This is a genomic window from Gordonia sp. WA4-43 (genome assembly GCF_020520305.1).
In the GTDB taxonomy this organism is placed as follows: domain Bacteria; phylum Actinomycetota; class Actinomycetes; order Mycobacteriales; family Mycobacteriaceae; genus Gordonia; species Gordonia hongkongensis.
The window spans coordinates 2,231,800-2,246,341 of sequence record NZ_CP084736.1 but is presented as its reverse complement, the minus strand read 5'-3'; the positions used below and the strand labels follow the sequence as shown (position 1 = coordinate 2,246,341).

At 68.3% G+C, this 14,542-nt stretch carries 12 protein-coding genes; 7 read left to right on the top strand and 5 right to left on the bottom strand.

Annotation, left to right across the window (positions count from 1 at the left end; genetic code table 11):
* The first annotated feature begins 17 nt into the window (after nt 1-17).
* From LEL84_RS10025 to LEL84_RS10015, 3 genes are all read left to right on the top strand, one after another.
* Nucleotides 18-1,910: a serine/threonine-protein kinase gene (locus LEL84_RS10025; RefSeq protein WP_226513948.1), complete on the top strand. Its 1,893-nt coding sequence runs from the start codon at nt 18-20 to the stop codon at nt 1,908-1,910.
* Complete coding sequence (locus tag LEL84_RS10020) at nt 1,910-2,746, top strand: hypothetical protein (RefSeq protein WP_065629731.1); 837 nt, start codon at nt 1,910-1,912, stop codon at nt 2,744-2,746. Before LEL84_RS10025 ends, LEL84_RS10020 begins: the two co-directional genes overlap by 1 nt.
* 132 nt (nt 2,747-2,878) lie before the next feature.
* Nucleotides 2,879-4,279, top strand: coding sequence for a WS/DGAT/MGAT family O-acyltransferase (locus LEL84_RS10015; RefSeq protein ID WP_078113636.1), 1,401 nt, complete (start codon nt 2,879-2,881; stop codon nt 4,277-4,279).
* A gap of 317 nt (nt 4,280-4,596) precedes the next feature.
* On the opposite strand, the gene LEL84_RS10010 is transcribed toward LEL84_RS10015, so the two are convergent.
* Complete coding sequence (locus LEL84_RS10010) at nt 4,597-6,618, bottom strand: NAD(+) synthase (protein ID WP_226513947.1); 2,022 nt, start codon at nt 6,616-6,618, stop codon at nt 4,597-4,599.
* A gap of 89 nt (nt 6,619-6,707) precedes the next feature.
* On the opposite strand from LEL84_RS10010, the gene LEL84_RS10005 reads away from it, so the two are divergent.
* Nucleotides 6,708-8,312 carry an IS1182 family transposase gene (locus LEL84_RS10005; RefSeq protein WP_226514281.1) on the top strand — a complete coding sequence of 535 codons (1,605 nt, stop codon included), beginning with the start codon at nt 6,708-6,710 and terminating at the stop codon, nt 8,310-8,312.
* Nucleotides 8,313-8,479: 167 nt separating this feature from the next.
* Here the strand turns inward: LEL84_RS10005 and nadE are convergent, their stop codons facing one another.
* Genes nadE through LEL84_RS09990 form a run of 3 tightly spaced genes read right to left on the bottom strand, consistent with a single transcriptional unit; the run spans nt 8,480 to nt 10,110 of the window.
* On the bottom strand, nt 8,480-9,304 hold the full coding sequence (gene nadE / locus LEL84_RS10000) for an ammonia-dependent NAD(+) synthetase (protein WP_068970977.1): 825 nt from the start codon (nt 9,302-9,304) through the stop codon (nt 8,480-8,482).
* A gap of 21 nt (nt 9,305-9,325) precedes the next feature.
* Entirely contained in the window at nt 9,326-9,820 is a 495-nt protein-coding gene (locus LEL84_RS09995; protein ID WP_078113639.1) for a SixA phosphatase family protein, read from the bottom strand.
* A complete protein-coding gene (locus tag LEL84_RS09990) occupies nt 9,817-10,110 on the bottom strand; it encodes a hypothetical protein (protein ID WP_226513946.1) in 294 nt (97 codons plus the stop codon). The genes LEL84_RS09995 and LEL84_RS09990 overlap by 4 nt, the downstream gene beginning before the upstream one ends.
* A gap of 115 nt (nt 10,111-10,225) precedes the next feature.
* Here LEL84_RS09990 and LEL84_RS09985 point away from each other — a divergent pair, with 115 nt between their 5' ends.
* Entirely contained in the window at nt 10,226-11,128 is a 903-nt protein-coding gene (locus tag LEL84_RS09985; protein ID WP_226513945.1) for a DMT family transporter, read from the top strand.
* Between the two features lie 25 nt (nt 11,129-11,153).
* Here the strand turns inward: LEL84_RS09985 and LEL84_RS09980 are convergent, their stop codons facing one another.
* Nucleotides 11,154-11,594: a flavodoxin domain-containing protein gene (locus LEL84_RS09980; protein ID WP_058253830.1), complete on the bottom strand. Its 441-nt coding sequence runs from the start codon at nt 11,592-11,594 to the stop codon at nt 11,154-11,156.
* 159 nt (nt 11,595-11,753) lie between these two features.
* Here LEL84_RS09980 and LEL84_RS09975 point away from each other — a divergent pair, with 159 nt between their 5' ends.
* On the top strand, nt 11,754-13,286 hold the full coding sequence (locus LEL84_RS09975; RefSeq protein WP_226513944.1) for a CoA-acylating methylmalonate-semialdehyde dehydrogenase: 1,533 nt from the start codon (nt 11,754-11,756) through the stop codon (nt 13,284-13,286).
* 6 nt (nt 13,287-13,292) lie between these two features.
* Nucleotides 13,293-14,474 carry an acyl-CoA dehydrogenase family protein gene (locus LEL84_RS09970; RefSeq protein ID WP_226513943.1) on the top strand — a complete coding sequence of 394 codons (1,182 nt, stop codon included), beginning with the start codon at nt 13,293-13,295 and terminating at the stop codon, nt 14,472-14,474.
* The last annotated feature ends 68 nt before the right edge of the window (nt 14,475-14,542 follow it).

Sequence of the window (14,542 nt, the reverse complement as noted above, 5' to 3'; positions counted from 1 at the left end):
GGATCGGTGAGGACGTCATGTACCAGGTAGGGGACCTGATCGCGGGGTACCGCGTCCTCGACGTGCTCGGACGCGGCGGCATGGGCGAGGTCTACCAGGCCGCGCATCCCCGGCTGCCGCGCGCCGACGCCCTGAAGGTGCTCCGTTCGGTCCACGCCGCGGACCCGGTCTTCCGCGCGCGGTTCGAACGCGAAGCCGACATCGTCGCGCCGCTGCACCATCCCAACATCGTGGCCGTCTACGACCGTGGTGTGTTCGACGAGTTGCTGTGGATCGCGATGGAGTACGTGCCGGGCACCGACGCGGCCCGGATGCTCGCCCGCGAGTCGCCCCTCGACCCCGGTCTCGCGTGCACGATCATCGCCGGGGCGGCGGCGGGCCTGGACGCGGCGCACCGGCGCGGCGTCATGCACCGGGACATCAAACCCGCCAACATCCTCATCACGCCGGGGTCGGACGGCGCCACCGACAGCGCCCCGGAGGCCGTCAAACTCACCGACTTCGGCATCGCCCAGGTCCTCGACGAGGTGACCCACCTGACCGGCACCGGGATCACCATCGGGACCATGCGCTACGCCTCCCCGGAGCAGATCGAGGGGTTGCGCGTCGACGGCCGGAGCGACATCTATTCCCTCGCTGCCACTGCGTACGAACTCCTCACCGGTGCACCGCCGTTCGATTCACCGTCGCTGCACGGACTGATGACCGCGCACATGCACCACGAACCCCCGTCGGCGAGCGCCCGCAATCGGGCGTTGCCCGCCGGGGTCGACGCCGTGCTCGCGCGGGCGATCGCCAAGGAGCCGGGTCGCCGTCACCCGACGGCGGGGGAGTTCGCCGCCGCGCTCGCCGACGTCTTCGATTCCCGCGCAACGCTCATCGGCCCGGCAATCCGGCCCGAGCCCTCGACCGAGCCCCCGGCCGGGACCGCCGCCGGGACCGCGCCGGTCGGTCCGGAACCGAGTCCGGGGTTCCGGCACGTCGGCGCCGGCATCGCGGGGAGCACGGGGTACACGCCACCGCCTGTGCAACCGGGTCCGTCGCAGATTTGGCCATCCGATGACGATGCGACGCAACCCACTTCGGTCCGTCGGCCTCGCCACCTCGCCGCGATCGGCATCGTGGCGGTGCTCGTCGCCGGGATCCTCGGCGCCGGAATCGGTTTCGCACGCATGTCGGCCACCTCCCTGGACACCCCCGATCCCCCGGACGTGGAGGTCACGACCACCGCTGTCGAACTGACCTGGAACGGCGTGGCCGGGGCCACCGACTACGTGGTGACCCAGAACGAGGACGTGATCTATTCCGGGCCCGCCACCGAGTTCACGGCGCCCCGGCCGGTTCCCGGCATGTACACGTATCAGGTCGCGGCGCACGACGGCGGCCGGGTGTCGGACTTCTCCCGGAACTCCGAACAGGTCGATGTCTTCATGAAGTGGGGCGAGCTGCAACCCATCGCCGACCTGTACCACGACCTGATCCCGGCCACGCCGCTGAGCACCAACGGCTTCGACGCGATGCGCTGCTGGGGCGAGGACGGCGATCTCGCGTTCTCGTCGAGCAAACGCACCGTGTCGTGTACCCGCGACGCCGACGCCGCGACCGGCGACGACAGCGGGCGGCCGTCGGACCCGGGTGTGGCGGCGTATCAGGTGATCGTCGACACCTACGAGACCCCGGAGGAAGCGGTCGCGGCGGCGAAGGTGACCGCCCACGACCTCCGCGGCGTCGACTACACCACCGCGCAGGGGCACACTGGCACGCTGTACCTGTCGGACAAGCAGCGGGATCAGGGGCAGGCGATCCTCACCTTCGACGACGGCGACCATGCCCGCTCGGTGGTGTGGGTGGTCGTCCCGGGTGAGCCCGCCGCCGCAGCCGGCGACGTCCTGAGAAGGCTGCCGATCTGATGACCTCGCCGACACCCTCGACGTCCCCCACCACGACACCGCGCTCGCCACGCCGGTTCGAGTCGGGTCCGTGGCTCATCGGGCTGATCGTGCTCGTCGCCGCGGTGGTCGCCGTCGGCGGCTTCGTCGTGGTCCGGTCGGTGACCGCGCCCGACGCGCCGGACACCCCCGGCGGCCTGACCCTGCAGGCGCGACCGGGACGGGTGGTCGCGTCGTGGGACCCGGTGTCCGGGGCGTCGGCCTATCAGCTGCTCCGCGGCGACGGCTACGTCGTCCACCAGGGACCCGAGACCTCCGCCGAGGACGTGAGTGTGCCTGCCGGAGAACATGATTACCGGGTCATCGCGATCCGCGCGGGTGTGTACTCCGAGCCCGGGCCCGTGCAGCGGGTCCGGACGGGCGCGAGCTGGGGGGAGTTCGCGCCGCTGGTGGCGCAGTTCCCGGAGCTGCTCCCGCAGGCCCCCGACACCGCGGCGCAGTGGATGAACACCGAGTGCATCCGCCGATACTCCGGCGGTCGCGACGAGGTCGGGCCGTCGGAGACCGGAGCGGGTCAGGTGCGCACCGTGTTCGTCGTCCGATGTGCCGCGGGCTCGGTCGATCGCCCCTTCGGGGTGTTCTGGTTCGCGTCCCGAGATGCGCTGAACGCGGAGTACTCGCGTTCCTCGGAGACGTCGCGGCCGGTGCGATGGCGGCACGGGACGGGGTTGATCGACGAGAACGGACGCGGGGTCTTCAAGATCACCGACGACCCGTCGCGCGAGCTGGCCATGATCGTCGTCCTCGAAACGGATGGACAGGACATTCTGGACATGGTCGACTCGCTGCCGCTCTGAGCCGGGATCATCTGGCATCTCGACGCCGTCACGGCTGTGCCGGAACCGACCCCGCCGGGGTCGTCACGTGCGGCATGATGGCGTGGGGTGCCCACGGGGTCGGGTGCCCGACGTCGAGGGAAGGCGAATCCCATGCAGCGCTTGAGCGGACTGGACGCATCGTTTCTCTACCTCGAGACGCGCTCGCAATTGATGCATGTCATCGGTCTGTTCGAGATCGATCCGAGCACCATGCCGGGCGGCTACCGGTTCGACAAACTCCGCGCCGAGATGGAACGACGCATCGCTGCCATACCCGCGTTCCGGCGGAAACTCGACAACTCGCTGTTCAACATCGACCACCCGGTGTGGATCGAGGACGACGACTTCGACATCGAGCGGCACGTGCACCGGGTCGGCGTGCCGGCCCCCGGCGGCGCCCGCGAGGTCGCCGAACTGTGCGGTCACCTGGCCGGGCAGACGCTCGACCGCGGCAAGCCGCTGTGGGAGCTGTGGATCATCGAGGGTCTCGCCGACGGCCGGGTCTGCGCGATGCTGCGCATGCACCACGCCGGGACCGACGGTGTGACCGGCGCCGAGATGCTCGCCCAGATGTGCACGCTCACGCCCGAACCGCCGGATCTCGACGCCGAGAAGGTGGGGGAGTCGGCCGGCCCGTCGTCGCGCGTCGCGATGGCCGCGGGCGGCGCGGTCAACTACTTCGTGCAGCGGCCCCTCGCCATGGCCAAACTGCTCCCCCGCACGTTGAGCGTGCCCGTCGGCTGGTTCCGTCGGGCACAACAAGATTCGGCGATGCCCGCACCGTTCCGTGCCCCGCGGACCCGGTTCAACGCGCCCATCACGCCGCACCGCAGCATCGCCGTCACCCAGCTCTCGCTCGACGATGTGAAGCGAGTGAAAGACCACTTCGAGGTGAAGCTCAACGACGTAGTGCTCGCGATGGTCGGCGGGGCGCTGCGCACCTACCTGCTCGGCCACGACGAGCTCCCCGATCGTCCGCTGGTCGGGATGGTCCCGGTCTCGGTGCACGGCGCCGACGAGAAGGACCTCGTCGTCGAGGGCACCAACAAGGTGACCGGCATGTTCACCCTGCTGTCCTCCGACGAGCCCGACCCGGTCGCGCGGCTGCGGAAGCAGGCAGAGCTGAGCCGGACCTCGAAGGAGCACCACGCCGAGATCGACGCGAACATCCTGCGGTCCTGGGCGCAGTTCGCTCCCGGTACGACACTGTCCACCGCGATGAAGATCTACGGCGACCGCAACTGGGCGTCGGCGCATCCGCCGGTGTTCAACGTCCTGGTGTCCAACGTCGCCGGCCCGGATTTCCCGCTGTACTTCCTCGGCGCGCGCGTGACCGGCGTCTACCCGCTGGGCCCGATCATGCATGGCCTGGGACTCAACATCACGGTCTTCTCCGCCGACGGCAACCTCAACATCGGCATCGTCGGCTGTACCGATCAGACCCCGGACCCGTGGGCCATCGCGAACGCCTTCGACGACGAGATCAAGCAGCTGCTGGCCGCCTGCGACTGAGGCGAGAGAACCGCATGACCCCTGGTCACGTGTGTTCTCCGAGGAGCGGCCGGAGCTTGCGGAGGGCGCGACCACCCTGCTCGCTAACCCGAAAGAACGACCTAACCATTGCTCCCTGAGGTGCGAGGAGCGCCAGCGACGAGCCACGAAGGGCCTGGTGAGACAGGTTGCGGAGCCCTTCGTGGCTCGCTTCGCTCGCACCTCAGGGAGCAGAGATGTGGACGCTCAAGAGTGTTCTGTCGTAGTCCACGACGGCCGCCTGGCCGCAGGTACTGAGGAGCGGCCGGAGCTTGCGCAGGGCGCGACCACCCGCCGCACTAGCCCCCGGCGAGCTGGTCCAGCCAGACCCGCGCCGACGCATCCGAGGGTGAACGCCAGTCGCCGCGCGGGGACAGCGACCCGCCCGATCCGATCTTGGGGCCGTTGGGCATCGCCGAGCGCTTGAACTGATTGCCCATGAACCGCTTCAGGAACACCGCGAGCCAGTGCTCGATGGTCGCGGTGTCGTACTCGTTGCGCTTGTCCTCGGTCAGCAGATCCGACCACGGGCCACGGCTGCGGTCACCCCACGCCTGCCGCGCGAGATAGGCGATCTTGCTCGGGCGATAACCGAAGCGCGTCAGGTGATAGAGGAAGAAGTCGTGCAGCTCGTAGGGGCCGACGGTGTCCTCGGTGCTCTGGATCCGGCCGTCGTCGCCGGCGGGGACGAGTTCGGGGGAGATGACGTCGCCGAGGATCTCGACGAGCGTCTCGGTGGTCTCGGCGGTGTGGTGTCCGCTGGTGATCATCCACCGGATCAGGTGCTGGATCAGCGTTTTCGGCACCGACCCGTTGACGTTGTAGTGCGACATCTGGTCGCCGACGCCGTAGGTGCACCATCCGAGCGCGAGTTCGGAGAGGTCGCCGGTCCCGAGCACGATGGCGCCGTTGGCGTTCGCGAGCCGGAACAGGTGTGAGGTCCGCTCACCGGCCTGCACGTTCTCGAAGGTGACGTCGTAGACCTTCTCGCCGCGCGCGTACGGATGGTCGAGGTCGGCGAGCATCTGCTCGCAGGACGGCCGGATGTCGATCTCCGCGCCGCTCACCCCGAGCGAGTTCATGAGTGCGTGGGCGCGCCGCAGCGTCGGGCCGCCGGTCGCGAAGCCGGGCATCGTGTAACCGAGGATGTTGGTGCGCGGCAACCCGAGCCGGTCGAAGGTGTCGACTGCGACCAGGAGCGCGAGTGTCGAGTCCAGGCCGCCGGACACCCCGATGACGATCTTCTCCAGACCCGTCGAGCGTAGTCGCTGGGCCAAGCCCTGCACCTGGATGGAGCGTACCTCCGCGCAGCGTTCGTCGCGGTCGGCGGAATCCGCTGGGACATAGGGGAATCGGGGAACCGCCCGCCGGACGACATCGTCGTCGGGCAGGTCTCCGAAGTCGAAACCTATGCGACGCAACGACTTCAACCGGTCGGAGTGATCGCCGACCTGGTCCCGGAGGCTGATCATCCGCATGCGTTCCTGCCGCAGGCGGTCGAGATCGATGTCGGCGGTGATGATCTGGTCGGTCGTCGCGAACTGTTCACTGCGGGCGAGGAGCGAACCGTTTTCGGTGATGAGGGCATCGCCGTCCCAGGCGAGGTCGGTGGTCGACTCGCCGTACCCGGCAGCGACGTACACGTGGGCCGAGATGGTCCGCGCGGAATGCCCGGTGCACAGGTTGGTGCGGTAGCTCTCCTTGCCGATGGTGACCGGGCTGCCCGACAGGTTGGCCAGCACGGTCGCGCCGCCGAGAGCTGCCCATGTACTCGGTGGGATCGCCACCCAGCCGTCTTCGCAGATCTCGACGAACAGTGCGAAACCCGGCAGATCGCGGGCCTCGAAGACGAGATCGGCACCGAATGGGACCTCGACGTCGCCGATCCGCACGGTCGTGGGGACCGCGTCGCGCGCCGCGGCGAAGAAGCGCTGCTCGTAGAACTCGCGGTAGTTCGGCAGATACGACTTCGGGACCACCCCCAGGACCGCGCCGTCGTGAATCACGGCGGCGCAGTTGTACAGGCCGTCACCCACGCGCATCGGTAGTCCGACGCAGAGAACCGGCTTGAGTCCGGCACTGGCCGTCACGATGTCGTCGAGTGCGGTGCGGCAACCGTCGAGGAGGGCGTCCTGGTGGAAGAGGTCGTCGACGCTGTACCCGCACAGCCCGAGTTCAGGGAAGACGACCAGGCAGGCGCCGTCGTCAGCGGCCCGCGTCGCGAGTTCGACGGTGCGCGCGGCGTTGACCGCGGGTTCGGCGAGCGTCAGGACGGGTACGGCTCCGGCGACGCGGGCGAACCCATTTGCGTAGACAGACACTCCGACACCCTAAGAGACTGCTGAAATAGTCGGTGTCGTTTCGGTGTGGGGTGAGCGGGTTTGCCTGGTGGGCTGGGATCCTGGTGGGTATGCAGGGTGAGCCGGATCGTCAGGGTGAGTTTCTGGATGTGAACTCGGTCGTCGGGCATTTGCTGGCCGAGGGCAGTGTGTTCGCGTTTTTGGCTGCTCATCGCGAGCAGTTGTTCCCTGCGGAGATGTTCGCGGACCTGTTTCCCAGCGGCCGGGGCCGTCCGTCGATCCCGCCGGCCACGATGGCGTCGGTGATCGTGCTGCAAACGCTGCAGGGTTTGTCCGATCGCGAAGCCGCTGATGCGGTCACTTTTGATCTGCGGTGGAAAGCGGCGTGTGGATTCGTGTTGGGTAACAAAGGTTTTCATCCGTCGACTCTGACGTACTGGCGTCGGCGACTGGCAGCCAGCGATCGGCCGTACCGCATTTTCGAGGTGGTACGCGAGGTCATCACCACCACCGGGGTGCTCGCGGGTAAGAGCCGTCGAGCGCTGGATTCGACGATCTTCGATGACGCGGTGGCCCGCCAGGACGCCGTCACCCAGGTGATCGCGGCGATCCGGCGGGTCGCCCGAGAGGTCGACGGTGGTGCGGTGGTGGTCGAGCAGCGCGCGACTCGTCTGGCCGCGTTGACCGGCGGCGGCTATGACCGGCCCGGCAAGCCGCGGATCGCCTGGGATGATGAGTGTGCTCAACAGGACCTGATCAGCGCCCTTGTCGAAGATGGGTTGGCCGTGCTCGACGGTCTGGACCTCGAGGCCATCGACAAGGAACCGAGTAACCAGGCCCAGGCGCAGGCGGTGGCATTGCTGGCATTGGTGACCGGCCAGGATGTGGAACCGGCACCAGGTTCTGATGGCACCGACGGACGCTGGCGCATCGCGCCCCGGACCGCCCCGGACCGGGTGATCTCCACCGTCGATACCGACACCCGCCACGCCCACAAAACCCGGGCACGCCAGCAGGACGGGTTCAAGGGCCACATCGTCAATGAACCGGAGACCGGGTTGGTCACCGCGATCGAGATGACCAAAGCCGCTGGTCCGGACACTTCCGACGGAGCAGTCGGGGCACGGTTGTTGCTGAGCGATCCGACCGTCGCCGACGACGCCGACGATCGTGAGGTGCTGGGTGATTCAGCGTATGCCTCCGGTGACATGCTGGCCACGCTGGCGCGGACACGATGGAACGCGGTGATCAAACCCAAGCCACACATGCCGGCGGTTGCTGGTGGTTTCGTCGTCGACGATTTCACCTTCGACGCCGACGCGAACACATTGACCTGCCCCAACAACCTGACCCGACCGGTCAGCGCGAAAGGCCACGTCACCTACGGTGCGGCCTGCCACGACTGCCCACTTCGGGCACGGTGCACCACCGCGGTTCGTGGACGCAAAATCAGTTTCGGCGAACACCACCAACTCCAGCGCGAACACCGACAACACTTCTCTGACAACACTATTGCCGACACCTACCGCCAGCATCGACCCATGGTCGAACGGACGATTGCCTGGCTCACCCGCGGTAACCGGCGGGTGCCCTACCGTGGAATCGAACGCAACAACAACTGGCTGCACCACCGCGCCGCCGCGATCAACCTACGCCGCCTGATCACCCTCGGACTGACTACCACCAACGGCACCTGGACACTGGCCACCGCCTGAACCGCGGCACCGCCGCCCCACCTAGATCGATCACCACGACCACACCCCGGAACCGACACATCCCCGCAGCAGGAACCTCAACCCAGGCTGGACCCTAATTCAGCAGGCTCCTAATCGCGGACAGGCCGTCGTGTGGGGTCCGCCGAACGCGCCGGCTGGGTGCAGCGCTAGGACCGCCACCACGTGTCGTCGACCTCGACGGGGGTGGTGCGCTTGTGCCGGTTGCGGTGCCAGGCGGCCTCGATCTTCTCCGCGGCGTCCTCGGGGATCTCGCGCCCCTCGAGGTAGTCGTCGATGTCGTCGTAGCGCAGGCCGAGTTCGTCCTCGTCGGTCTGTCCGGCCTTCTCGTCCAGCAGGTCGGCGGTCGGGACCTTTTCCCACAGCTGCTGCGGCGCATCCAGGTGGCGCAGGAGGGCACGCCCCTGCCGCTTGTTCAGGCCGGAGAGCGGCAGCACGTCGGCCGCACCGTCGCCGTGTTTGGTGAAGAAGCCGGTGACGTTCTCGGACGCATGATCGGAGCCGATCACCAGCAACCCGCGGTCACCGGCGAGGGCGTACTGCGCGACCATGCGGTGCCGCGCCTTGGCGTTGCCCTTGGTGAAGTCGGTGAGCCGGGTGCCGGTGGCCTGTTCGATCTCGTCGTCGAGGGCATCCACGCCGGGTGCCACGTTGACGGTCACGACCTCGTCGGCGCCGATGAACTCGAGGGCCGCGGCCGCGTCGTCCTCGTCGTGCTGCACGCGGTAGGGCAGCCGCACGCCCATGAAGGTCGCGTCACCGCCGTCGGACCGGATGCGTTCGGCGGCGAGCTGGGCGAGCTTCCCGGCCAGGCTGGAGTCGACGCCGCCGGAGATGCCGAGTACGTAACCCTTGGCGCCGGTGGCGCGGAGGTAGTCGACGAGGAATCCGACCCGCCGCTCCACCTCCTCGCCGGGGTCGATCGAAGACTTCACGGCGAGGGCGTCGATGATGGTTCGCTGGATCTCACGCATGATCCCAGTGTGCGCCACCGGTCACCCCTCGCGTGGGATCCGCACGCCGACGAGGTGGGCCTCGGGGTCCGGGGCCAACCCGATCCGGTCCCACTCGTGGGAGATGCCGACGACCGCATAAGCCGAGGTGGGGAAGCGTTCGATGTAGCCGTGCGGATCGAGCGTCAGCGCGGTCGACGGCATCCCGGGCTCGTGGCCGACGACGAGGACCGTCCGCGCGTCGGCGGGCGCGTGGACGCGGATGGCCTCCAGGATCTCCTCGGGCGCGCCGCCGTAGATGTCCTCGACGAAGGTCACGGGCGCATCGATGCCGGTTCGGGCGAGCGTCTGCCGCGTTCGCGTCGATGTCGAGCACAGCACCGCGTCGATCCGCAGGCCCTCATCGGCCATCCAGCGTCCGGCGAGGGCGGCCTGCCGATCGCCGCGCTCGGCCAGCGGACGGTCGTGATCGGGCGTCGCGGGCGGATAACCCGACTTGCCGTGCCGCATCAGGACCAGCGTGCGGGTCCGGCTCATGCGGCGCCGTGCCGGCCGCGGTCCCGGGCGTCGGATTCGGACCCCGACTCGGCGCCGATCATCCGCAGGACCCGCACGGTCGCGCGCCAGGCGGCGGCCTCCTGGCGGAGGTAGGCCGCGTGTTCGTCGTGACCGCGGGCCTCGGCCTCGTCGGCGGCGACGTCGAACTCCAGGTACTCGTCCACGGCACAGTCGATGAGCTCACCCACCGAGGTGCAGTCGGTGCAGGCCACCTCGATCGCGGCGGCGTCGAGGGTGGCCAGTCGTTCCAGATTTGACCGATAACGCATGGGTTCGAATCTACGTTGTCCGGGCAGGCCGTTGGTGTTACGACACCGTCGATGTCGCCCGGGACGACCCCGGCCGGGACCGCGACCGCGGCTCACCGCCGTTACCCTGGGGATCGTGCACACCTGGGTACCCGCGCTCCTCGCGGTGCTGGCCGCGTTGATGATCGCCGCCGGTACCGTGTTGCGCCAGCGCGCCTCCCGGGTCAACGGTGCGATCACCCCGGGATGGTGGGCCGGTGCGGCGATCGCGCTGTGCGGCTTCGGTTTGCAAGCCTCGGCACTCGGACTCGGCTCGATCCTCCTCGTGCAACCCCTCGTCGTGCTCGCCGTGCTGTTCGCCCTTCCGCTCGAGGCGTGGGCCGATCATCGGCACCCGGCCCGCATCGAGTGGGCCTGGGGCGGGGTTCTCGTCGCGTGCGTGGTGACGTTCCTGATCGTGGCGCGTCCCGAACCGTCGATGCGACGCCCCGATGCTCTCCTGCTGTGGGGCACCGTGGGAGCGGTCATCGGCGTCGTGGTCGCGCTGGTGATCCTCGCCCACCGCTCGAGTCCGCACTACAAGGCACTGTTCTACGGGCTCGTCGCCGGCATCCTGTTCGGCGTGTCGGCGTTGCTGGTGAAGACCGTGATCTACCAGATCACGCACCACTTCTGGCGTACCTTCGTCCACCCCGAGATCTATCTCTTCGTGCTGGTGGTGGTCTGCGCCATCCTCGCCCAGCAGATGGGGTTCGGCGCCGGTGATCTGCAGACGTCGTTCCCGTCGATGACCGTCGCCGAGCCGGCCGTCGCGATGGTGCTCGGTGTGCTGCTGCTTGGTGAGAACCTGAAGGTGTCGGTACCGACCGCGCTGTTCCTCGGCATCGTGCTCGCGATCATGGTGCGCGCCGTGTGTGAACTCGCGAAGCTGTCGGCCGTGCGCGGATACGAGCAGGCGGTGGCGGCGGAGGAGTCCGCCGCAGCCGACGCCGACGCCGCAGGCCCGGCGGCGGGCGCGACGTCGCGACCGGCGGGTTGACCGGCCGCGTCCACGTCGGGCGTGCTCAGATCTCCTGGGAGATGCCCTCGGCCCACTCGGCGGCCTGTTTCGCCGGCTTGATGGGCGAGGAGTTGTCGTGGCGGGCGTGCTCGCCGACCTGGACCGCGCCGCGCTTGGTGAGCATCTCGGCGACGATCTCGCCACCGCGGTTGAACGTGTCGTAGATCGAGTCCCCGAGACCGAAGACCGCGAAGCGGAGGCCGGTGAGGTCGGGGTTCACGCTCTCGAGTTCGTCGGCGAAGGGCTCGGCACCGGTCGGCAGCTCGCCTTCGCCGTAGGTCGAGCACACGATGACGAGGAAGTCCTCGGGGTCGAGATCCTCGACCGCGTACTCGCTCATGTCGTAGATCGACGGATCGTGGTCGGCGGCCAGCGTGTCGGCGATGGCGTCGGCGACGAGCTCACCGTTCCCGGTTTCGGTTCCGTAGAGGATGACGACCGACATGTGAACTCCTCTCGACGTCGGCGTTTTCGCTAAGCGAGGGTAGCCTAACCCGCCCGCCGAGGCGAAATCCCAGTTGAGAGGGGTTGGAAGAAATACTTGGATGTCCTACTATGTGGTGACACCGGCCATACCCCCCCAACGAAGTCGAAGGTGATCTCCGTGTCCGCTCCTGCTGTCCCCTCGATCCCGCACTACCTGAACGGCAAGCGCGTCACCGCCGAGGGTGGCCGCTTTGCTGACGTCTTCAATCCGAGCACCGGCGCCGTGCAGTCCCAGGTTCCGCTGGCGTCCACCGACGAGGTCGCCGCCGCGATCGCGACCGCATCGGCCGCGCAGAAGGAGTGGGCCGCCTGGAACCCGCAGCGCCGCGCCCGTGTCCTCATGCGGTTCGTCGACCTGGTGAACAAGAACGCCGACGAGCTCGCGACCACATTGTCGCTGGAGCACGGCAAGACCCACGCCGACGCGCTCGGCGACATCCAGCGCGGCGTCGAGGTGATCGAGTTCGCGATCGGCATCCCGCACCTCATCAAGGGTGAGTTCACCGCGGGTGCCGGCGGCGGCATCGACGTGCACTCCATCCGTCAGCCGCTCGGGGTCGTCGCGGGCATCACCCCGTTCAACTTCCCGGCGATGATCCCGCTCTGGAAGGCCGGGCCCGCGCTCGCGTGCGGCAACGCCTTCATCCTCAAGCCCAGCGAGCGCGATCCGTCCGTGCCGGTGCGTCTCGCCGAGCTGTTCACCGAAGCCGGCCTGCCCGACGGCGTGTTCCAGGTCGTCCACGGCGACAAGGAAGCGGTCGACGCGCTGCTGACCCACCCGGACGTCAAGGCGCTCGGCTTCGTCGGCAGCTCCGACATCGCGCAGTACATCTACTCGACCGCGGCCGCCCACGGGAAGCGCTCACAGTGCTTCGGTGGCGCCAAGAACCACGCGATCATCATGCCCGACGCCAACCTCGACCAGGTCGTCGACGCGCTGATCGGTGCGGGCTACGGCAGCGCCGGTGAGCGCTGCATGGCGATCAGCGTCGCGGTCCCGGTCGGCGAGCAGACCGCAGACCGGTTGCGCGCCAAGCTGATCGACCGGGTCAACGCACTGCGCGTCGGTCACAGCCTGGACCCCAAGGCCGACTACGGCCCCCTGGTCACCGCCGCCGCCCTCGAGCGGGTCCGCGGGTTCATCGACAAGGGTGCCGAGGAAGGTGCCGAGGTCGTCATCGACGGACGTGAGCGCGCCAACAACGAGCAGATCTTCGGCGACGAGGACATCTCGAAGGGCTTCTTCATCGGCCCGACCCTGTTCGACCACGTCACCAAGGACATGACCATCTACACCGAGGAGATCTTCGGACCGGTCCTGTCGATCGTGCGTGCCGGCGACTACGAGGAGGCCCTCGCGCTGGCGTCGGACCACCAGTACGGCAACGGTGTCGCGATCTTCACCCAGGACGGCGACGCCGCCCGCGACTTCACGGCCCGCGTCGACGTCGGCATGGTCGGCGTGAACGTGCCGATCCCGGTTCCGGTGGCGTACTACACCTTCGGCGGATGGAAGCGCTCGGGCTTCGGCGACCTCAACCAGCACGGCCCGGCGTCGATCCAGTTCTACACCAAGACCAAGACGGTCACGACGCGGTGGCCGTCGGGCATCAAGGACGGCGCCGAGTTCGTCATCCCGACGATGGACTGATCGGCGTTGACGACTTTCGCCGACGCCGCACTCGCCCGGCTCGACGGTGACGAACGTGTCATCGTCGAGACCGCGGCGGGTTTCGCGGCCAAGAAACTGGCGCCGTTCGCGCTCGAATGGGATGCCACGAACCACTTCCCGGTCGACGAGTTGCGTGAGGCGTCGGAACTCGGGATGGGTGCCATCTACTGTGCCGAGGACGCCGGCGGCAGTGGCCTGCGGCGCCTCGACGGGGTGCGCATCTTCGAGCAACTGGCGTACGCCGATCCGGCCGTCGCGTCGTTCCTGTCCATCCACAACATGTGCACGTGGATGGTCGACGAGTACGGCACCGACGAACAGCGTTCGACCTGGGTGCCGCGCCTGGCCACGATGGAGACGGTGGCGAGCTACTGCCTGACCGAGCCGGGTGCCGGCTCCGACGCGGCGGCGCTCGCCACGCGTGCCGAGCGGTCCGGCGACGAGTACGTGCTCACCGGGGTCAAACAGTTCATCTCCGGGGCCGGGTCGTCGGACCTCTACGTCATCATGGCGCGCACCGGTGACGCCGGACCCAAGGGCATCTCCACGTTCTTGGTCGAGAAGGACTCGCCCGGACTGAGTTTCGGGGCCCAGGAGCACAAGATGGGCTGGCATGCGCAGCCCACCGCCCAGGTCATCCTCGACGAGGTGCGGGTGCCCGCGGGCAACCTCCTCGGTGGCACCGAGGGCATCGGGTTCGGCATCGCGATGAACGGTCTGAACGGCGGCCGCATCAACATCGCGGCGTCGTCGCTCGGTGGGGCGCAAGCCGCCTTCGACAAGGCGGCGGCCTATGTCGCGAGTCGCCGCGCGTTCGGCAACGCGCTCATCGACGAGCCGACCATCCGGTTCACCCTCGCCGACATGGCCACCTCGCTGCAGGCGTCCCGGCTCATGTTGTGGCAGGCGGCGACGGCGCTCGACGACGGCGCGCCCGACAAGGTCGAACAGTGCGCGATGGCGAAGCGTTTCGTCACCGACACCTGCTACGAGGTCGCCGACCAGGCGCTACAGCTGCACGGCGGATACGGGTATCTCACCGAGTACGGAATCGAGAAAATCGTCCGCGACCTCCGTGTGCACCGCATCCTGGAGGGGACCAACGAGATCATGCGGGTCGTGCTCGGCCGTTCGATCGCGACCCGCTACCGGTCCCTCGCCCCCTGAGGTGCGAGGAGCGTTAGCGACGAGCCTCGAAGGGCTGACACTTCGCTTTAGACAACCACTTTCGTAGG

What these genes read in the sequence shown, in the direction of transcription:
- LEL84_RS10025 (WP_226513948.1), top strand. Translation starts at nt 18, where the DNA reads ATGTACCAGGTAGGGGACCTGATCGCGGGGTACCGCGTCCTCGACGTG.
- LEL84_RS10020 (WP_065629731.1), top strand. Translation starts at nt 1,910, where the DNA reads ATGACCTCGCCGACACCCTCGACGTCCCCCACCACGACACCGCGCTCG.
- LEL84_RS10015 (WP_078113636.1), top strand. Translation starts at nt 2,879, where the DNA reads ATGCAGCGCTTGAGCGGACTGGACGCATCGTTTCTCTACCTCGAGACG.
- LEL84_RS10005 (WP_226514281.1), top strand. Translation starts at nt 6,708, where the DNA reads ATGCAGGGTGAGCCGGATCGTCAGGGTGAGTTTCTGGATGTGAACTCG.
- nadE (WP_068970977.1), bottom strand. Translation starts at nt 9,304, where the DNA reads ATGCGTGAGATCCAGCGAACCATCATCGACGCCCTCGCCGTGAAGTCT.
- LEL84_RS09995 (WP_078113639.1), bottom strand. Translation starts at nt 9,820, where the DNA reads ATGAGCCGGACCCGCACGCTGGTCCTGATGCGGCACGGCAAGTCGGGT.
- LEL84_RS09990 (WP_226513946.1), bottom strand. Translation starts at nt 10,110, where the DNA reads ATGCGTTATCGGTCAAATCTGGAACGACTGGCCACCCTCGACGCCGCC.
- LEL84_RS09980 (WP_058253830.1), bottom strand. Translation starts at nt 11,594, where the DNA reads ATGTCGGTCGTCATCCTCTACGGAACCGAAACCGGGAACGGTGAGCTC.